Raw genomic sequence first — 20925 nt, forward strand, 5'->3', positions numbered from 1 at the left:
AAGACGTATAAACTAAAAGTCCAGCTTACTGTTGGCAGCAAGCTGGACTGTGCTTTTGGCAAGACAATCGCGATTTAAGCGCTAGGCGAATTAGCGTAATTTTAACCGTGTTCTTGCCCTGATACCTTAGCAAGAGCATTTGGGTAGCCGCGCTCTTGAGTTAAACCTATCGCTCTATTTTCAATATCACCCAACTCAAGTGACAGTGTCACTGGGTGGGTCTCTTCAATCGAAACAGCCTCCGCAATATCAAACCATTGCTCAGCAACTTTTTGCGCCGCCTCTAACGTTGAAGACGCTTTTACTACTTCAAGTCGAGCATAGCGATCACCACAGAATGAAACGTCTGAAGCTCGTAAGCTAGGATCGGTTCCCGGAATCTGTTGAGCACCGAACAACGGCTTGCCGCCCACCTGTGCAGAGAGAAAACTTGGAATGAACTGAGACATATGCTTTATTGCAGCACGAGTTCTTAATTCAAGCTGCTCTTCACTCCAACCCGATACGATTTTCTTAAGAAGCTTCGAAGGTAACTGTGGCTGTGACGAATCTGTTGATGAAGAAACAAGACCACCCTCAAACAGAGTAATCCCTTCTGTCATACCGTGAAGTTGGAACACACCATCAGCATACGGCGTTAATTGGGCCATGCCTTGCGGTGTGCCTCTAGGACCATGGAAGATAACCTCTGGCCACTCTTCCTTACATTGTTGTGAAGATGGCCACTCTGTAACGTATGCAGCTTTAAACTCAACAAGTCTTTGCTGCTTAGAGCCAACAAAGTCGTCCACGATACCCGTTTCAAATCCACTCGCATTGATCAAGTAATCGGTCGTTAGTTGGCAACTTTGGTTTTCGGCGTCTGTATAAGTCAAAATCCAAGCTTGGCCTGTCGACTCAACAGATTGTAATCGGCTGTTGGTTAACACAGTACAGTTTGCTTGTTGCCCCAAAGAGAGTTGAGCGGTTGCAGATAAGCGGAATACGCTCCAACCATACTCTTGAACCATAGCAACAGGATACTTAAGGGCTTCTAAATCGGTATGTTTGGCAAAAGGAATACACCAATCATCAAGCGATGTGGGTTTCAGAGGCTGTGTTTTCGCAGAAAGCGCTAATAAATCTTGTTTGCTGTACAGCTTGTAATACTCTTCCGGATCACCCAGCACTTGGTTGCTTTTATCTTGTTTAACAAGCGCGGCATAAGCGTTCTTGATTATCTTAAGGCGAGGAAGTAGATCCAACGGTTCTCCACCATCACTGTGCGGAACCGCGATGATTGTAGGACGAATATTGATCGTATGAGGGAACAAGCGGACGGTATCAATTGACTGCGTGAGTAACTGAAGACACTGCTCTACAGAAATATCTCGATACAAATTGCCGCCAGCGTGCAAGTGGCAAATGGGTGGCCCATTAACCAAACTTGGCCCTTTTTCCAAGATAATGACCTTAAAACCCAGCTCACTAAAATGAATAGCGCTCGTGGTTCCGGCAATACCACCACCAACAATGGCAATAGAAGGTTGATTTGTATCCGTTTTGTTGTGGTTCATCGTGTTCTGTAGAATAAGATTAACTGCCGCTATTCTACTTTTGTTCTGAGATGAATTAAAACACATTTTTATCAAGGTCTTAGATAGGCGGGATTTAATATCTATGTAAAAAACATAAATAACCTCTTGACTCAATAACTCCAGATAGAGTTTTGAAGGTTATTCTAACAGTCAAATTTGTCCTAAGTGACGCCACATAAAGGCTGCCTAAGTACTCTTAAAACATAGAGGTTAACTTATCCCTAAAGTTATCCACCGTTTTTGTGGATAACTGTTGATAACGTTCTTGCTAAGTTGCGCAAACCCTTTGTTTACAGGGACTAACCACTGTTCATTAAATCGGCATTATTGCGCAATTAGTTTTAAAAAATACTAAAAAGTTGGAAAATAAAGGTGAGATATTTGCTAGTTGTGCTACGCGTTGGTCAAATAAAAAACGGTCTAAAGCGACGCCTTATAAATAGTGCATGACTAAATACAAATAATCTCACTTTTAAACCGTTTTAAGCATTTGGTTAGATCACGCTAATGACTAACCAAAATCCTTGTTTACTGGTGCCAATAGACGTTTTATCAAGCTGTTCACCACTGCGGCCAATGTTATAAATGTTAGCACAGGTAGCACCACCCAAAGCATCGGGTGGAGTGAAGGTTCTAGTTCGAAGCCAAAGTTCATTACCCCTGCGACACTGAGCTCAGAACCGAGCGCAGCAATTGAGCCTGCCACTAATGCCATTAAACCGTACTCACACCAAATGGTATTGAGAATGCGTTTCTTACTTGCGCCTAACGTTCGGTATAAACGTATTTCTTGTTGTCTTTGAGATAAGCTCAATCTCAACAAAGTAAAGATAAGCAACAGCCCCGCAACCACACCTAACGCCGCAAGTACCGTTATCGACCAAACAATCTGTTTGAGCAACTCTTGGATCTTGCTGCCCATCTTACGAATATCCATCAAACTCACGGTTGGGTGATTTCGAGAGAGTTTGTTGAGCATTTGATTGTGTCGCTCTTCTAATCTAAAGCTCACTAGCCAAGTAGAAGGAATAGAGCTCAAAACATCTGGCGTAAATATGAAGTAGAAGTTCGGCTTCATTTCTCGCCACTCTACTTTACGGATGCTGTTAACCTTGGCTGATACATTTTGACTGTTGATGGTAAAAGCAAGTTCATCTCCAATTTTCAGACCTAGCTGCTCAGCCACGTCAGATTCAACAGATACGCCCTGCTCCTGCGTCCATTTGCCTTCAAGCACTTCATTGTACTCGGGCAAGCTATCTCCCCATGTGAAGTTGATTTCGCGACTTAGAGCATCAGTTCGCTCTGATGTGTCGCTATACTCAGATGCTTCGACACTATTGATAGTCGTCAATCGTCCACGAATGATTGGGAATGCTTGAGTACGTTCGACTTCATTTTCATCAATGGTTGCAAGGTAACTGTCTTTCTCATAGCTTGCAATGTTAAGTGCAAACGCGTTGGGCGCATTCTCGGGCAAGGTTTGTTGCCAATCTGACAGTAGATCGCTTCTCACCAACCAAATGATCGATAGCAGCATCAAAGATAGCGCTAAAGAACCAAATTGAATCCCTGTTGCTAATGGTGTGCGATTAATTCGGCTTAATGCCAAACGCATAGATGTCGTTGTCGGCAGCTTGCCAACTAAACGCAGAACAAACGTACTGACAATCGCGAGCACTAAGAACAGGCAAGCGATACCCGCTAGAACTATCCATACCAATAGATTGTCGCCATACATCAGCATCATTGGAATAATCGGTACCAGTAACAACAAGTATTTCTTGTAGCTTTCATTGGACTGATGACTTGATTGAATAACGCTGATTGCAGAAGTGTTGACCAAGCCAATTAACGGAATACCAAGAGCAGGAGCACCAATTAAGATGCTTGATAAAATAGCCAAGATAGCAGGTTCAATACCATAGCTAGGAAGTGGCGTTGGTAATAAGTCGCCCAGAGGTATACGAAGCAAAAACTCTAAGCCGATACCGATGGTAATTCCCAGTACTGCACCGATAACCACTAACAGAGATACCTGTACTGACAACCATTTAACGATCCACTGCTTGCTTGCTCCCAAACTCTTAAGCATCGCGATGGTTTTGCGACGACTCGCAACATAATGTTGGCACGTGAGTACCAAAGTGGTCGCAGCCATGATCACAACGATAGCAACCGTTAACGAAAGATATTGAGTTGTGCTTTCGAACATGTCGTTGGTACGACTGGCTGAATCTTGAGTACGCCAGCGATCGCTTGGTGTTAATTCTATACTCTCTTGCGCGGCTTTCAGTTTTGTATCATCACCGTTTAGAAACAGCCTAAAACTAACACGACTGCCCGGTTGAATCGCTCCAGTGGCCTCGATATCGCTGGTATGAATTAGCACAGCAGGCATTTGTTGGAATGGGTTAAAGCTCAAGCCTGGTTCTTGTTTGATTCGCCCAGTTATCGTTAAATCGGCATCGCCAATAGTGACATTGTCACCAATATCAACCTCTAACTGTGCGAATATTCGCTCGTCTAACCAAAGTTCACCCGGCTTAACATGGTTACTGGATGCTTTATCTGCACCCTCTAAGATCATCTCACCGCGTAAAGGGTAATTACTTTCAACCGCTTTCACCGTCACTAACTGCATCGAGTTGTCACTGAATGCCATGGTTGAAAAACGAGTCAACTGAGAGCTTTCAAATTGCTCAACTTTAGTGAGGTCTAATAAGGATTGCGGGATTGGGTTTGCTGAGATAAACACACTATCGGCAGTAAGCGCATCTTTGCCTTGTTTAACAATCACCTGCTCCATACGTTCGGCCAATGCCGACAATGCAAAAACACACGCAATGATCAGTGTTAGTGCTATGGAAACTGGCCACAACTGACCGTGTCGAATCTCTTCGACACTCCATGAGAACAGGCGTTTGTTCAGTCCGTTTGATGAATTCAATTTAGACTTCCTCTATCTGACCGACATGCATCTTAAGTGTTCTTTGGCAACGTTGCGCAAGCTTAGGATCGTGTGTCACTAATACTAATGTGGTGCCGTGAGAAGAGTTGAGCTCAAATAATAGTTCAACGATTTTTGCTGCGGTTTGTTGGTCTAAGTTACCGGTTGGTTCGTCAGCAAAAAGGATTTTTGGCTTGATCATAAAAGCACGAGCTAAAGCGACCCTTTGTTGTTCACCGCCTGATAGCTGAGATGGCAGGTGATCAAGTCTGTCTTGCAAGCCCACGGACTCAAGCAAAGCCGTCGCACGTTCGATGTCTTCGTCTTCACCTTTAAGTAAACAAGGAAGCGTGACATTTTGTAGCGCAGAAAGGCTTGGAATTAATAAGAAGCTTTGAAATACAAACCCGACCGACTCACTTCGGATTTTCGCCCTAGCTTCGTCATCAAGCTGTGAAAGTGACTGCCCTAGTAAACTGATTTCGCCATTCGTTGGTACATCAAGCCCGGCAAGCAACGTCATTAGGGTCGATTTACCTGCACCAGACGTGCCGACAATCGCGACAGTTTCGCCTTCGCGAATGTTAATATCAACATGCTCTAGGATTGTTAAATGTTCTTGATTAGTAGACACTGTCTTCGAAACGGATTCGGCTTTAATGATGGATGTATGCATGACTAGACTAATTTCCTTTTTATTCTTTATTTTATTTTCAACCGCTTCTTTGGCTCAAGATACCGAGTTAGATTCTAAGTTACTGGTCCTTGGTGATAGCTTGAGTGCTGGTTACAACATGGACATCAAACAGAGTTGGCCAAGCTTGTTACCAGACGCGTTAGCAAAGCATGACAAAACGGTAACCGTAGTTAATGGAAGTATTTCTGGTGACACAACTGGCAATGGTTTAGCTCGCCTACCACAACTGCTTGAAGAACACGCTCCAGACACCGTTCTTATTGAACTTGGTGCGAATGATGGGCTTCGTGGATTCCCACCTAAGCTGATGTCTGCGAATCTTGATCAAATCATTGAGCAGATTAAAGCTGCGGGCGCGAAACCTATAATGATGCAGATTAAAATCCCACCGAATTACGGAAAGCGTTACAACCAGCAATTTGAATACGTTTTTGCAGCGCTTGCTGATCAACAAAACGTGCCACTTTTGCCGTTTTTCCTAGAGCATATCATCCTTAAACCTGAGTGGATGATGAACGATGGACTGCATCCAAAACCAGAAGCTCAACCTTGGATTGCTGAATTCGTCGCCGAAGAATTATATCAGTATCTTTAAGTTTTAATGGTCTAGCTCAATAAATTTTACACAGCTTTACGTTAGCCTGAGTGCATATCACCGTTAACTGTAAGGTTATTTATGCTGATCGAACCTGTTATCAAGGGTGTGGTAGCCAAAAGCGCTCACCCTCTTGGCTGTCAAGAAGCCGTAAAGCAACAAATCAAGTTTGTTAAGAGTGCGCCGCAAATCAAAGATGGCCCTAAACGAGTACTGATTATCGGAGCTTCCTCGGGCTTTGGCCTTGCCGCTCGTATTGCCCTTACTTTTGGCGGCGCAAAAGCTGACACTATAGGCGTCTCATTCGAGCGTGGTCCAAACGAAAAATCCCTAGGTAGTGCCGGTTGGTACAACAACATCTACTTCAAAAAAGAAGCCGAACGAGAGCAACGCACTGCTATCAACATCGTTGGCGACGCATTTTCGCAAGAAACACGTTCACAAGTTGTCGAAGCCATTGAAACCTACTTCGAAGGGGAGGTGGATCTAATTATCTATAGCTTAGCTGCAGGCGTTCGTCCTAAACCAGACTCTGAGGAATTTTGGCGCTCTGCGATTAAGCCTATTGGGGAAAGCGTAACGGGTGCAACTATTTCGCTGGAACATGACAACTGGGTGACCAACACTCTTGATGCCGCGACGGAAGAAGAAGCCGAAAGCACACTCAAAGTGATGGGCGGCGAAGATTGGGAACAATGGATAGATGAGCTCATCAACGCTGAATCTATTGCACCAGGTTGCAAGACAATCGCATTTTCATATGTTGGTCCAGAAGTCACGCACCCTATTTACTTAGATGGTACGCTGGGACGCGCTAAGATTGACCTTCATCAAACAAGCCACGCACTCAACCTAGAGTTAGCAAACTTTGATGGCAACGCTTACGCTACGGTCTGTAAAGCCCTAGTCACTAAAGCGAGCGTTTTCATCCCAGGACTCAGCCCGTACCTACTTGCTTTGTATAAAGTGATGAAAGAGAAAGAGACCCACGAAGGTTGTATCCAGCAAATGCAGCGTCTGTTTAGCAGCAAACTTTATGGTCAATCAAAAGTACCACTTGATGGCGAGCGATTGATTCGTATGGATGATTGGGAACTAGACCCAGAAACCCAAGCTCACGTAACTGAGCTAATAGAAAATATGGATGAAAACAACTTCCAAACTTTAGGCGATTACCAAGGGTTTAAAGAGGAATTTCTGCAATTAAATGGATTTGCTCAACCATCGGTAGACTATAGCCAGAAACTTAATACAGAAGATTTTATAAAATTAAAGCCTTAATCGAAACTTATCTCATTACTGAGATCCGGATTCACATTTGAAAACCTCTGCAAAATTGCGGAGGTTTTTTCGTGCAACATTTCTTATACTTACTAAACGTAAGATTCATAGTTTATTTGGTTCATCATAATTAACACAGGATGTGTTGATGCATTTAGCATAATTGACTCGGAGTCATATGAAGAAAATAAAAACGCTAGACTTAGATATTCCAGACGATATGGAGTCCGGTTGGCAGAACATTGTTGACCTCTTAGCTCAAATCACTCAAGTGCCTGCTGCACTCATCATGCGTGTTCACGCCAACTATATTGAAGTGTTCTCAACCAGTCGCAGTAAAAACAACCCATACAACAAAGGCGATTCTGAAACCTTAGGCAATGGGCTTTATTGTGAAACGGTGATGGAGTCTCAACAACAACTTGTTGTGCCCAATGCCCTCGCTGATCCTGACTGGGAAGACAACCCTGACATCAAACTAGGCTTAGTCTCTTACTGTGGTATCCCACTACTTTGGCCTAACGGCGAATTGTTCGGTACCATTTGTATCTTGGATTCGAAAGAGAATCACTACACACCAACCTATATTAAGCTTTTGGAAAGCTTTCGTACCTCGATAGAATCTCAGCTTAAAACCCTGTTTCAGCATGCTAAGCTCACTCAAATGAATAGAGACTTGAAAAATCGTGTTTATACACGTACTAAAGATCTCGCTAGCCTCAATTATTCATTAAATCAAGAGATTGATAAGCGAAGAGCGGCAGAACAAAAGATCAATTTTCAAAAGAATCATGACCTCGGTACGGGTTTTTTGAACCGAAACGCATTTGAATCCCGCTTAAACCACAAGCTAGCGTCACAACAAAGACTGACAGACTGCTCATTTGCCGTCGTTCATATTGGTTTTACCAACGGCAGACGCATACAGGCTCGATACGGCTATAACGCGTTAGACCAAGTGCTTGTTGAATACCGAAAACGCATCGACAGTATTTCTGATATTGATGTATTAACTGCACGCCCTACTTCGGTTGACCTCGTATTGGCGTTTAGCGTTAAAGATTTGCACCAACGCCTCGAAGAACTCTGCCAAACGCTAGTTAAGGTCGGGCATTCAGAATTCGATATCGAAAGTGACAAAGTGCATCTGCATGCCTTTATAGGAATTGCAATTACGAACGGCGAAGATGACGCGGAAAGCATTCTACAAAAGTCTTCTGAAGCGATGTTAGCGTGTAAAGATTCAGGACAAAAGTTCGCTTACTACTCTCAATCTCATACCGAAGAACAAACCCACATTAATAAGATCGAAGGCTATTTGCTTCAAGCCGTTCGTAATGATGACCTTATGCTCTACTTTCAACCCAAAGTCTGTCCGTTAACACATCGCTGGGTTGGTGCAGAAGCTTTGCTTCGTTGGCGACATCCTGTTTTGGGTGACATTTCTAACGAAACCCTGATACATATGGCTGAGCAAAACGGTTTGATTTTCGAAGTGGGTAGCTTTGTTCTACGTAATGCGATTGAAAAAGCCAAAGAGTGGTCCGAATACGTCGACGATTTCAAAATGGCCGTGAATGTATCTGCAATTCAACTCAAGAACGTACACTTTGCGGAACAAGTGGTTCACCTACTCGAAACCTACCACTTAGAGCCTAGCTTCTTAGAGCTTGAGGTCACGGAAAGCGGCCTTATTGCAGATGAAGTTGTCGCTAAGAACACCTTGGAATCGTTGCACGACATTGGAGTTACATTGTCACTTGATGACTTTGGGACAGGCTACGCCTCTTTCAGTTACCTGAAGAAATTTCCGTTCGATACCATTAAAATTGACAAGAGCTTCATTGATCAAATGCTTAACTCTCAGGAAGACTCGGAAATTGTTCGTTCTATTGTCCAAATTGCCAAAAAGCTCGACCTAAAAGTAACCATTGAAGGCATAGAATCGGAAGTTCAGGAGCAATTTATTATCAATGAAGGCTGCGATGTGGGCCAAGGTTACCTTTACGGAAGGCCAATGCCGAGCCAAGAATTCGAACACAGCTTAATCAATCAAAACTATTTGGGGACTACTCGTTACGCTTAAAGCGAAAAAGAGCAGTTAGTTTTGGATTTAGGTCTACTTTCTCTTTACTCTAAAGGTGGTGATTTTTATAATCGCCGCCTTTCTGTTTTTATCTTTCCCCTTATATAGGCATTCCTCGTTATGGATCAGTTGACTGCAAAGCTTAAAAAGCTCGAAAAACAAAACTACCGTGCATATCAACAAATTAAAGGTCAATACGACTTTGCTGATTTTGAATTACACATCGACCACATCCAAGGTGACCCATATGCGTCAGCTTCTCGTTTTCGTGCAACGCGCGCGTGGTCGTTAACTGGGTTAGATTGGCTGAAAGAAAAGTCTTACGAATACCAAGTAGCAGCACGTGATTTTATCGCGCGTAGCTTCTCTGAGTTCGCAAAACAAGAATCGACCGTGTCTATCGTACTGACAGGTCAAACGGTATTAGACAACACAGCCGTTGTTTTCACAGAACACGGCATCGAAATCCGTTTCCGTATCAATCTACCTGCCGATGGCCGAAGCATTCTTGCTAAGAAAGCGAACAACATTATTACGTTTTACTTACCGAAGTTTATTCGTCGCGCGACGCTTGAGCGTGAATTGAACATCGACGCAATGATTAAACATTGTGAAACGATCGAAGACCAAGAAGCGCTGCGTGCTCAACTAGATGAAAACAACCTAGCGGCATTTGTTGCTAACGGCAGCGTGCTACCACGTATCGCGGGTAACTGTGACCTACCAATGAAAGATGCAGTGCCTTTCGTTGCTCCAAAATCATTGAGCGTTACTTTAAACACACCAAACCAAGGTGATGTGACAGGCCTAGGAATTCCAAAAGGTATCACGCTGATTGTTGGTGGTGGCTTCCATGGTAAATCTACGCTGTTGAACGCGGTTGAACGTTCTATCTATAACCATATTCCCGGTGACGGTCGTGAAGGCATCGTGACTGCGATTGATACGATGAAGATCCGCGCTGAAGATGGTCGATGTGTGCACAACTTGAATCTATCGAACTATATCAATCATTTACCAATGCAGAAAGACACCTATAATTTCAGCACACAAGATGCGTCTGGCTCTACGTCTCAAGCTGCTTGGTTGCAAGAATCGATTGAAGCCGGTGTTCAAACTCTACTTATCGATGAAGATACGTCAGCGACTAACTTCATGATTCGTGATGAACGTATGCAAGCGCTAGTGTCAAAAGGCGACGAACCAATTACCCCACTTGTTGACCGTATAGGCCAATTACGTGAAGAGATGGATATCTCTACCATTGTTGTAATGGGCGGTTCTGGTGATTACCTAGATGTAGCGAACACTGTGATTCAAATGCACGACTACCAAGCGGTAGATGTGACTGAAAAAGCAAAAGACGTTATTGCTCAGCACCCTACTCAGCGTACTAACGAATGTGAGACGGCTTTAGAAACGTTTGTGCCGCGTTCATTGAACCGTGCTTCACTCATGAACATTCTGACTGATGGTAAGTTCCGTGTTAACGCGAAGGGCAAAGAGTCACTGCGTTTTGGTAAAGAGTTTGCAGACCTTTCTGCCCTTGAGCAATTAGAGTCGCCGTCTGAAGTGAACGCGATCGGTTGGGCTTGGTTCCAATTCGCACAAACTCCAGGTTGGTCAAACAACCCTGCGAAAGAGTTCAAAGCTATTTTAGAAAACGAATGGCACGCTAACATGCCTAACTACGGTGACCTAGCGAAACCAAGAACATTAGATGTGATGGCCGCTCTGAACCGAATGCGTAAATCTCAGTTCAAGCCTTCGAACTGATTTCGTTAAATAATAGATTTATTGCGCTTCTAGGCTTTTGAAGTTCTAAGTTTCTAATTTACTAAAGCTTCTAAGCTACTAGCTACTAAGTAAGCAAATTAACGTTCTACGGCTCTCATTCTGAGGGCCGTAAATTTATCTGACCTCTATTTATCTAACCTCTAGTACTCTCAAAACTCTTCAACTCTAGAAATTCACAAAACCAATCATTACATCAATTACTTATCAACTTTTCTAATGAGAAAATTAAAGGCGTTGTTTACCGCCATCTAATGCCTTAGATCTCCTAAATCATGACACAGCTTTTACAAAACCCTAGTGATATTCAGATAAAGTCCCGACTCGACAGGTGTAACCAAATGTAACAAAACTTTGAGGCTTCAATGAATCATAAACGCGTTAAGATGCGTGACCATAAAAAAGAAGTAAACCTATTCAAAAATCGTGTAATCGTCGCGTTTTGTGGGATCTTGCTCTTCACTCTTGTCTTAGTTGGTAACCTGTACCGACTCCAAGTCGAAAACTTTAAAAGTTATCAAACTCGTGCCGATGGCAACAGAATCAAAGTACTCCCTATCGCCCCTACTCGAGGGCTGATTTACGACCGTAACGGCGTCTTGCTTGCGGAGAACAAGCTTGTCTTTGATCTGACGATGATTCCAGAGCAAACCGACAATGTCGATGCAATGCTCGCCAAGCTAGACAAATACGTCCCGCGTGATGCCGAGCAGATCGCTCGATTCAAAAAACGTTATCACAACACTCGCCGTTTCAAATCAGTGACGATATTAGAGAATCTAACGGAAGAAGAGATTGCAAAGTTCTCTGTGCATCAATACCAATTCCCCGGCCTATCTATTGATACCAGCTTAAAGCGCTTTTATCCGAATGGTGAAGTCCTTACTCATGTATTAGGCTATGTAGCACACATCAATGATAACGACCTCAGAAAGCTCGAAGAACAAGGTATAGACGCAAATTACCAAGCTACAACAATCATCGGGAAGCTTGGAGTTGAACGTTACTATGAAGATATTCTACATGGGACTAAAGGCTATCAAGAAGTCGAAGTAAATAGTCGTGGACGAGTTGTCCGAACTATTGAGTACGTGCCGCCAGTAGCTGGCAAAGATATCGTGCTAAATATAGACCTTGAGCTACAAAAATACGTCTTTGAACAACTTAATCACCGAACTGGCAGCGCAGTTATTCTCGACCCTAAAGACAATAGTGTGTTGGCGATGGCATCAAGCCCAAGTTATGACCCGAACCTATTTGTGGATGGCATTTCGAGTAAGAACTACCAACGTCTATTAAATGACCCTGCTCATCCGTTGGTAAACCGCACGACCTTAGGTGTTTATCCTCCTGCATCAACTATTAAACCATTTATGGCAGTGGCAGGACTGCAAGAACATGTCATCTCTGAGGATACCATTCGTAATGACCATGGGGTTTGGAGAATTCCGGGGTCAAAACGAAACTCTAAATCATGGCGAGATTGGAAGCGCTGGGGTCATGGCCCTGTCGATGTCACCCAAGCCATCGAAGAGTCCGTTGATTCATTCTTTTATCAAACCGCGTTTGATTTGGGTATCGACCGCATTTCAAGCTGGATGAATCGCTTTGGCTTTGGTGAACCTACGGGTATCGATATCTATGAAGAAAGTACCGCCAACATGCCGACTCGAGAGTGGAAGATGATGCGTTATCGTACCCCGTGGTATCAAGGCGACACTGTCCCGATTGGTATTGGTCAAGGTTATTGGACATCCACGCCAATGCAACTTGCGAAAGCGACCTCGGTACTGGTTAACCATGGAAAGGTAATGCCACCGCATATATTAAGAGCCACCTTAGAACACGGTGAAGATTTTAGTACACAGCAACTTGTTGAACCTGAGTCGATGCCTTCGATTACGGAAGTACCCGATAGAATTTGGGATGTACCACTCAACGCAATGCGACTCGTAAACCATGGCAGTCGTGGTAGTGGTAGACGTGCATTTAAGGGAAGCAATTACACGAGTGGTGGGAAATCAGGTACGGCACAAGTGTTTGATCTTGCCAAAGATCAGGTCTACAACTCGAAGAAACTCGCTAGGCATTTACTTGACCACGCCCTTTACACGGCTTTTGCACCTTATGAACACCCAGAATATGTCGCGACTGTGGTTATTGAACATGGTAACGGCGGTTCAAAAGTCGGCGCACCTTATATTCGTAAAGTACTCGACTATGCATTTGAGCATAAAAGTGGTGAGAGTAAAGATCACTCGTAGCACCAACAAATAAAGTAGTTACAACGCCTAACGTAATTACAGCACTTAGCGAGCCCCGCTTGTATCACTCACAATGTGGGGCTTTCTATTTTAGGTGTCCAACCAACTAGGCAGCTAAAAGCTACGTTCGATTACGAGCTTCGTAATACATGCCATGCTTCACAGAGTGTCTGAAATTTTGCGGTGTTACCTTGCTCTCTGTCTGGATGCCATTTCAACGCCAGTTGTCGCCAACGCTTTCTAATCTCGTGGTGGGTCGCATCCAGCGGTAATTCAAACAGGTTCAATGCTCGGCTTCGATCCATATCGAGTTCATCACCACCAACAAACTTTCTGTATCGAGTCCAAAACTCGTTCAACAGCCTTTTGACTTCGCCCTCATCCGCTTCATAGTTAACCCAATTAATATAGTAGTCTCGAAGTGGGTCTTGATGATCTATGCTATGGCTGCTTCCGTGATAACGACCGTTCATCAATTCAATGTCCATCGCTTGGACTTGGAGCCAACCATCAGGGTGTAAAGTTTCTTGAAGCTGATATAGCGCATTCATGATGAGGAAGTTCTTTTTAAACAACTCTTTCTCAGGTATCGGGTCTAACACTGGCACAAACCCAAGGTCGTTCAAATGAGCCGCCAATGTATGTACTTTCCATCCGCTTGGCTTTTGCTTAAGCACTTCCATTATCGGCCAAAGCAACGGGTTTTCCATATGGCAATGAAAGTTTGCTCTCACATCTTGATGATTCGACATAGTTGACTCAGTTAACATCTCTGAATTAATGGATTGTTCGACTAGTAGATACTATACGTAACCTATTTCACACCCGTAACGTATCTCCTTTAATTGAAAGCGATTTTCTTCGGTTTGTCGAGCTTAAGGACAAACAACTTTCTAACGTTTTGCTTAAAGACACCTTTCATCGTCAAAAACTGAGTACCATTTAGTTGAACACAATCGTTAGCAATAAAGCCGCTCTTCTTTGGTGCGGATACAAAAAAGGTCAGCAATTTAGCTGACCTTTCACATCTATCCTAGTTTTAGGGACGAAGCATTTAACTCATTAGATAACGCCAAGCTCTCTCAGGCGTTCCATTAGGTATTCATTTGCTGTGTACTTTTCAGATAGCACAACTTCTGGTTTAGGGTGAAGGAATAGAGGCAAAGAGATGCGAGATTTCTCTTGGCGTTCACCTGATGGGTTAATTACACGGTGAGTTGTCGATGGGAAATAACCACCTGATGCTTCTTGAAGCATGTCACCGATGTTGATGATCATGTTACCGAAATCACATGGTACATCTAACCACTCGTCATTTTTAGCTTTAACTTGAAGGCCCGGCTCGTTTGCAGCAGGAAGTACAGTCAGTAAGTTGATGTCTTCGTGTGCCGCAGCGCGGATTGCACCTGGCTCTTCATCACCTTGCATTGGTGGATAGTGAAGAACACGAAGCAGAGTCTGCTCACTGCCGTTGATCATTTCTGATAACGCAATAGAGAATTTCTCTTGTACTTCTTTAGGAGCATGAGCTTCAACCCAACCTAACAGCTCTTGAGCAAAAGCGTTCGCACGTTGGTAGTAATCTAGAATCTGTTCTTTCAGCTGCTCAGGGATTTGGCCCCAAGGGTATACGTGAAAGTACTCTTTGATGTCTTTTACAGTGTGGCCCTTAGCAACTTCAGACACTGAAGGTGGAAAATATCCATCTTGTGTTTCAACATTAAAGTGGAAGTTTTCTTTATCTTCAGAGATGAAGAATTGGTACCAATTTTCGTAAATTGACTCAACAAGCTCTTTCGGGATTGGATGGTTCTTAAGAACACCAAAACCAGTTTCACGTAGAGAGCGAACAAATTGTTCTGCTGCGTCGTCAGCAAGGTAATCGACAGTTTCCAGTTTCATGACTTTCTTTCTTGTTATGTAGTAATAAAGCAATTTTAAGGATCGCTTTGTTGTAAATCAAACTTTTGTGAAACTCTAGCAACCGTTTGTCTAGATACTGGGCGATAACGCTACTTTTCAACAAATCTGGTGATTAAAGCCCAATTGAACACTGTTCATTATTGTGTAACACTATTCAAAACTTCGACGAGAGATCTTGATATGACAATCACGCCACTTGCTCAAAATCGACCATTACTGTCATTGACGACGCTGTATTTAATTGTGTTTCTATTTTCAGCGTTTGCTCCCTCTTCAAGAGCGGTATGGATTGCCGAAATTGTCCCAGCGCTTGCGATATTGGTGGGGATTTGGTGGTTATCAACAAAGCTCACCTTCACTAAGACAGCCTATGTTTTGATGTTTATCTGGCTGATTTTACACACGATAGGCGCGAAGTATACCTTCGCCGAAGTACCATTTGATTGGTTCAATAACGTGATAGGTTCTGAACGCAATAACTTTGACCGTGTCGCCCATTTCTCTATTGGCCTTTATGCTTACCCACTCGCTGAGTACTTAATTCGCAAGAAGTTGGCTCAACCCATGATTGCGTGTTTCTTCGCACTGTTTGCAATCATGAGTGTTGCAGCTGGTTACGAGATTATTGAGTGGTGGTATGCAGAGATTGCCGGTGGTGACGAAGGTATCGCGTTCCTAGGGTCACAAGGCGATATTTGGGATGCACAGAAAGATATGCTGTGTGACACCACGGGCGCAATTGTCTCGTTATTACTTCTTAAGCTTCAAGGTCGTGTCAGAGCTTACTAAGCTCAATCCTTTATTCTGAGTATCAAAAGCAACGTTGAAATGCCACACACAAACGGTGCTGTGGCATTTTTAGTTTCAACATTGTTTGCTCGTTTTAATATGACTGCTTGTTTCATCGTGACGGGTTATTTCATCGTTACCTTGCCACCAACAAATTTGTAGGCTGGCGTACCTCGAACCAAGGTATCTCGCGCGAACTCAATACCACACTCAGGGCATACGCATGGCTCTGTCGTGAAGTCTTCAACTATACGTTCCTTAAAGCACTTTACGAGCGCACCTTTGCCACCTTTTCGATACTTGAAAAGTTGTGTCTTACATTTAGCGCAGAATATCTGAACTGTTTTGGTCGGTTGTTTCTTGTTAGGTTTAGCCATAGCAGTTAGTGATTGTACTTATTATTTCTTAAGTTTAGGAGCGACAAGAACCAAGCTTATCCCAAGTAAAATGACAGTCGATGAGATAACAAATTGCATGGTGACAGGTTCGGATAGCAACAAAACGCCGCCAATTGTCGCGATAACTGGAACAGAAAGCTGGGCAATCGATGCGAGGACGGTATTCAGCTTTTTCACCACGTAATACCACAAGCTATAACCAATACCAGAAGCCACTGAGCCCGACAATACTGCGTAAATCAAACCTTGCTCAGTGATGGATATTTGCGATGCCACGCTTGGAATCACCGCTAACAGGCTTAATAACACAAAGAGCGCTAACGAGCTAAATCCAAAGTTGGCAGTCGTAGATTGCAACGCGTTTGTGGATTTCTTACCCGCCAATGTGTAAATGCCCCACCCAATTCCAGCCAGAGCCATCAATATGATGGAGGTTATATCTGGCGAACTTGTCGATTCCGTCGGCATGAGTAAGTAAATGAGCCCAGAAACTGACAACAAACAACCACACCACTCTAACAAAGACATTCTGTTACCAGCTAGCAGGTGTGCGGCAATCATCGTGAATTGAACCGCGACAAACAGGACCAAAGCACCAAGCCCTGCCCCTAGCGTTAAATAGGCAAACGAGAAACCGAACATGTAAACGAGTAACGCTACTATGGCGGTTAAATCAAACTGAGAGCGAACCTTGGTATACATTGATGTGTCATTGATTGCTTTATCTTGTTTGCGTTTAGCGTTTGAAGATAAACTTAATAAAATCAACAGGGTGAGCGCTCCCGACAAGATACGCACGATCGAAAAACTCAAAGGATCAATCGTTTGATCCATCAATGCCCAACGACACAACACAGAATTGGCAGCAAATGCCACCAGCGTAATAAATGTGATAATCACGGTTTGCATTACGTTATCCTAATCGAGTTATCTCTGGTTTCAGTCAACGTCAGGTTTAACCCAAACTTGGCTAAAGTCGAACCACCCCAATGCATTACACTTTGCGTTTTGCAACGTACCACACTGGTCTTTGTTTACGCCTAGCCAACAATGGAACATCGGAATCAATTGGTTGCTTTGTACCAGTTGCTTACCGAGTTGCCTTGCTGGGAACTGTTCAAACTCACCAGAGCGCCAACGATCAATCATATGACACCATTGATCAAAATCGTCTGCGGGGCTCGATTCATCGAGGAAACTATAATCCATAAGCCAGCATGCCAGTGCATCGTCTCTGTTATTAGCGATACCCATTGGGTTAATCCAAATATCAACATCATCTGCATGTGGAGGATCCGTTTCGTAACCGTAAAGAGCAACGTCGATATTGTATTGTTTCAACATGGTGACAATGGCCTTGGCAATTATAGGGAACATTGAGTGCTGGCATTGGTATGCCAATCTTATGGTAGGCTTCGAATCTGCTGGTGGACAAACTGGTGTCTTTAACTTTATGTCATACCAACCCGGTTTTATTCCATATGCGTGCAACATGCCTAAATCGATCAAGGTTTCTTTCGGAATATGCATAAACAGATCTGCGGCATTCAAAGCGTTAGACAAAAATTCTGCCCATGCAGGGTTTTGCGCGATGCCCTTCTTTCTATTCAACAGTAAATACGTACAGCCAGGGTCAAGTTCTACCTCGTCACTTTCACTACGGTCTGCCATTACTGGTTTAGACAAGCTTGGGTAAACCATTGAGGAATAAGCCTCATCGACCACCCATACCTCTACACGATCAATCAACGGCCTGAAACCGAAATAACCGTTGAATGCGTTCAACACGAGTTGCTTTTCGTCATTCTTTTCAATGCGGTAAGGTCCCGTACCAATCGGTCGAATATCGTAGTCTTCACCACGTAAAGTCATTGGTAAGGTAACTTTAGCGACCGATTCCGTTAGCGCGAGCGGAAAGTACTTGTCTGGGCGTGTGAGAAAGACATCAACTACACAATTTGCAGGTGAAGAGACATCTTTGATATGTGAAAACATGTTGAGAGGTTCGAGCGCAAGAAGCGTATCTACAACATGATTGGTTAACAAAGGCTCCCCGTTATGGAAACGAACACCCGGTCTCAAGAAAAATCGCCATTGATAGTCACTGATTTTTTGCCACGAATGAGCAAGGTCGGGCTGTAACTGATCATTCTCATCCAAACGCGTTAAGCCACTGAATACCTGGCAAACGATATGTTGTTCAGAGCGTCGCATCGATTTGGTAGGGTTAAGCATTGAAAGCGGTCGGTAATAAGGCAAACGAATAACTTGTTCGCCTTCTTGATACTGTACGCCCAAGTAGTTTTGAATAACTTGGGTGAGTTTGGCTGCATTGTGATCAAGCACTGACAGTGCCTGTCCAATTTTGCCTTCTTGTAAATAGCGTCTTGCTAAGTTCTCGCTGACATCACAGCGATTTTGCTTAAAGATGAGTTGAGATAACTTCCCTCTACCAGCTGCAGGTAACCATTCTACCCACCCTTCTTCTTCAAGCTTGTTGAGTACCATTCGGGCATTACGACGGGTACAACAGAGCACATCCGTGATGTCGTCGAGCTGAACATCAGAATCTTTACCATCGAAGTATTCAAACAGGATTTCAAATTGAACGCGAAGTCTTGGGCTGCTCATAAAGAGGAAAACTTATTCAAAGGATATTGAATTCAGTTTCCCTATTTTATGGCGTAAAATCAATATTACTGACACGATTTTATTGTGAATTATTGAGTATGACATCCTAAGATGTTATTCAATCTGAAGGGTTAAGTTCTTTTGCAGTAAAGGATTATATGACATCGCAGCCAATTTCATTTGCAATATCACGAAGCTGTTGTTCGTCGTCTAATTTTATCGACCATTTACACTCTGATCCGTTGGCTGAAATGACATTTGCCCCTTTTCCGATAAGTTGAATTGCATCAACTTGAGCTTGTAGCGTGACTCTATGCTCACCATCTAAACGAACAACCAGCTCATGTGCGGTTGCGATGACTTTTCCACTTTTAAACGTTATGACCATGGGCTTCTCGGGTTACTTCTTTAAATACTGATTGCTTCTTCTAAAGACAAAAACAACTGACGACTCTCAGGCTATTATCGCTTGTGTTTCTTTACAGCAATGGTTAAGCGGCTGGTACAAACTAAGCGTTGACGTTCATCAGTGATATTGATCTGCCATACTTGTGTCGATACACCAAGGTGAATAGGTTCAGCAGTACCGATGACGTTGCCTTCGCGCATTGATCTTACGTGGTTCGCATTGATATCGAGACCAACGCAATAATAGCCTTCTGGTACGCAGAAGTTTGCAGCCAATGAGCCAAGCGTTTCTGCTAGCACAACCGACGCACCGCCATGAAGCATACCCAGTGGTTGGTGCGTAAAATGACAAACCGGCATGGTTGCCACCAAAGAATTGTCATTTACTTCGGTATAAACAATGTTGAGGTGTTCAATTAAGGTATTTTTTGAGGTCGCGTTGAAGGTATCTAAGTCAACGGGCTTTTTCCAAATACTCATGTGGGTTCCTTAATTATTGATCTTGTTATCACGTACATAGCTTTTTCTATATTACTGGCTGCTAGTTATCTTACAGCCCTTAGTTATTACGCAAGTTGATGTTAACATGCATAAAAACCGAATACACAGAGGATATTGTATGACGTCATGGATGAAGTTTGCCTCGCTTCTCACACTTGCAGGCCTAACTGCGTGTAGCGCTTCTCCGACAGGCAGAAACCAATTGCTGCTTTTTTCAGATAAAGACATGTCTCAGCTTGGAGCGCAGTCTTTTGAACAAATGAAAAAAGAACAACCCATCAGCAAAGATGCCAAAACAAACGCTTATGTACAGTGCGTAGCGAACAGCATCACTCAATATATTCCTAAACAAGGTTTTAGTGAATGGGAAGTTGTTGTGTTTGATAGTGACCAAGTGAACGCATTCGCCCTACCTGGCGGGAAAATCGGTGTGTACACAGGGTTACTCAAGGTCGCAGTCAATCAAGACCAACTCGCGACGGTTATCGGTCACGAAGTGGCACACGTTTTAGCGGACCACAGTAATGAACGCTTATCTCAGTCTCAAATCGCTAATACTGGTTTGTCTATTACCAGTGTTGCCTTGGGAGCATCAGAGTACAAACAATACCAAGGTATGACGATGGCGGCGTTAGGTTTAGGGGTTCAATATGGTGTTATTCTACCGTATGGCCGAACTCAAGAGTCTGAAGCCGATGTTGTTGGTCTAGAGTATATGGCTCAAGCAGGGTTCGATCCTAATCAAAGTGTCGACTTGTGGCAGAATATGGCGAAAGCATCAGGTGGTAACCAACCGCCAGAATTGCTGTCTACGCACCCTTCCCACAGTACGCGTATCAAAGATCTGCAGGCGACGATAAAAACGTTACCTAAATCAGGCTCTCCAAGACCAAATTGCAAAGCGTAGTCTAAGTTAGAATCGCTTAGCTAGTGTAAATACGAAAATGCCCTATCCATATTGGTTAGGGCATTTTTAGTTTCTTGCTAACTATCAGTTCAAGTGAACTATGTTGCTAAATAAATCCAACAAC

17 protein-coding genes are annotated in these 20925 nt (G+C 43.5%); 7 read left to right on the plus strand and 10 right to left on the minus strand.

The window, feature by feature from the left end; genetic code table 11:
* Positions 1-101: 101 nt before the first annotated feature.
* The 3 genes from FTW16_RS14520 to FTW16_RS14530 all read right to left on the minus strand — a co-directional run bounded on the left by FTW16_RS14520 (position 102) and on the right by FTW16_RS14530 (position 5203).
* Positions 102-1556: an FAD-dependent oxidoreductase gene (locus FTW16_RS14520; RefSeq protein ID WP_146491590.1), complete on the minus strand. Its 1455-nt coding sequence runs from the start codon at positions 1554-1556 to the stop codon at positions 102-104.
* Between the two features lie 532 nt (positions 1557-2088).
* Positions 2089-4527, minus strand: coding sequence for an ABC transporter permease (locus FTW16_RS14525; RefSeq protein ID WP_146491591.1), 2439 nt, complete (start codon positions 4525-4527; stop codon positions 2089-2091).
* A gap of 1 nt (position 4528) precedes the next feature.
* Positions 4529-5203, minus strand: coding sequence for an ABC transporter ATP-binding protein (locus FTW16_RS14530; RefSeq protein ID WP_146491592.1), 675 nt, complete (start codon positions 5201-5203; stop codon positions 4529-4531).
* Here FTW16_RS14530 and FTW16_RS14535 point away from each other — a divergent pair.
* The 5 genes from FTW16_RS14535 (at position 5202) to mrdA (ending at position 13244) form a co-directional block, all read left to right on the plus strand.
* Positions 5202-5819, plus strand: coding sequence for an arylesterase (locus FTW16_RS14535; RefSeq protein WP_076657240.1), 618 nt, complete (start codon positions 5202-5204; stop codon positions 5817-5819). The two genes, FTW16_RS14530 and FTW16_RS14535, sit on opposite strands and share 2 nt — an antisense overlap.
* 81 nt (positions 5820-5900) lie before the next feature.
* Positions 5901-7100: an enoyl-ACP reductase FabV gene (fabV, locus tag FTW16_RS14540; RefSeq protein ID WP_146491593.1), complete on the plus strand. Its 1200-nt coding sequence runs from the start codon at positions 5901-5903 to the stop codon at positions 7098-7100.
* A gap of 178 nt (positions 7101-7278) precedes the next feature.
* Positions 7279-9186, plus strand: coding sequence for a GGDEF and EAL domain-containing protein (locus FTW16_RS14545; protein ID WP_146491594.1), 1908 nt, complete (start codon positions 7279-7281; stop codon positions 9184-9186).
* Between the two features lie 120 nt (positions 9187-9306).
* Positions 9307-10962, plus strand: coding sequence for an ABC-ATPase domain-containing protein (locus FTW16_RS14550; RefSeq protein ID WP_146491595.1), 1656 nt, complete (start codon positions 9307-9309; stop codon positions 10960-10962).
* A gap of 383 nt (positions 10963-11345) precedes the next feature.
* A complete protein-coding gene (gene mrdA / locus FTW16_RS14555) occupies positions 11346-13244 on the plus strand; it encodes a penicillin-binding protein 2 (RefSeq protein WP_146491596.1) in 1899 nt (632 codons plus the stop codon).
* A gap of 131 nt (positions 13245-13375) precedes the next feature.
* On the opposite strand, the gene FTW16_RS14560 is transcribed toward mrdA, so the two are convergent.
* Both FTW16_RS14560 and FTW16_RS14565 read right to left on the minus strand, forming a co-directional pair.
* Positions 13376-13996 carry a DNA-J related domain-containing protein gene (locus tag FTW16_RS14560; protein WP_146491597.1) on the minus strand — a complete coding sequence of 207 codons (621 nt, stop codon included), beginning with the start codon at positions 13994-13996 and terminating at the stop codon, positions 13376-13378.
* A 310-nt stretch (positions 13997-14306) separates the two neighbouring features.
* Positions 14307-15146 (minus strand): isopenicillin N synthase family dioxygenase, encoded by an 840-nt coding sequence (locus FTW16_RS14565; protein WP_146491598.1) that lies wholly within the window; start codon positions 15144-15146, stop codon positions 14307-14309.
* Positions 15147-15347: 201 nt separating this feature from the next.
* Here FTW16_RS14565 and FTW16_RS14570 point away from each other — a divergent pair, with 201 nt between their 5' ends.
* Positions 15348-15956 (plus strand): DUF2238 domain-containing protein, encoded by a 609-nt coding sequence (locus tag FTW16_RS14570; RefSeq protein ID WP_146491599.1) that lies wholly within the window; start codon positions 15348-15350, stop codon positions 15954-15956.
* A 125-nt stretch (positions 15957-16081) separates the two neighbouring features.
* Here the strand turns inward: FTW16_RS14570 and FTW16_RS14575 are convergent, their stop codons facing one another.
* The 5 genes from FTW16_RS14575 to FTW16_RS14595 form a co-directional block, all read right to left on the minus strand.
* On the minus strand, positions 16082-16333 hold the full coding sequence (locus tag FTW16_RS14575; protein WP_017067298.1) for a hypothetical protein: 252 nt from the start codon (positions 16331-16333) through the stop codon (positions 16082-16084).
* Between the two features lie 21 nt (positions 16334-16354).
* Positions 16355-17263 carry a DMT family transporter gene (locus FTW16_RS14580; RefSeq protein WP_146491600.1) on the minus strand — a complete coding sequence of 303 codons (909 nt, stop codon included), beginning with the start codon at positions 17261-17263 and terminating at the stop codon, positions 16355-16357.
* A 30-nt stretch (positions 17264-17293) separates the two neighbouring features.
* Positions 17294-18985, minus strand: coding sequence for an SgrR family transcriptional regulator (locus tag FTW16_RS14585; protein WP_146491601.1), 1692 nt, complete (start codon positions 18983-18985; stop codon positions 17294-17296).
* Positions 18986-19139: 154 nt separating this feature from the next.
* Entirely contained in the window at positions 19140-19373 is a 234-nt protein-coding gene (locus tag FTW16_RS14590) for a DUF3389 domain-containing protein (protein WP_146491602.1), read from the minus strand.
* Positions 19374-19447: 74 nt separating this feature from the next.
* Complete coding sequence (locus FTW16_RS14595; protein WP_048660192.1) at positions 19448-19873, minus strand: hotdog fold thioesterase; 426 nt, start codon at positions 19871-19873, stop codon at positions 19448-19450.
* A gap of 139 nt (positions 19874-20012) precedes the next feature.
* On the opposite strand from FTW16_RS14595, the gene FTW16_RS14600 reads away from it, so the two are divergent.
* The gene (locus FTW16_RS14600; protein WP_146491603.1) at positions 20013-20801 is read left to right on the plus strand and encodes a M48 family metallopeptidase; all 789 of its coding nucleotides are present in this window, start codon (positions 20013-20015) and stop codon (positions 20799-20801) included.
* Positions 20802-20925 lie beyond the last annotated feature (124 nt).

It is taken from the genome of Vibrio sp. T20 (assembly GCF_007858795.1).
GTDB classification, from domain to species: domain Bacteria; phylum Pseudomonadota; class Gammaproteobacteria; order Enterobacterales; family Vibrionaceae; genus Vibrio; species Vibrio satsumensis.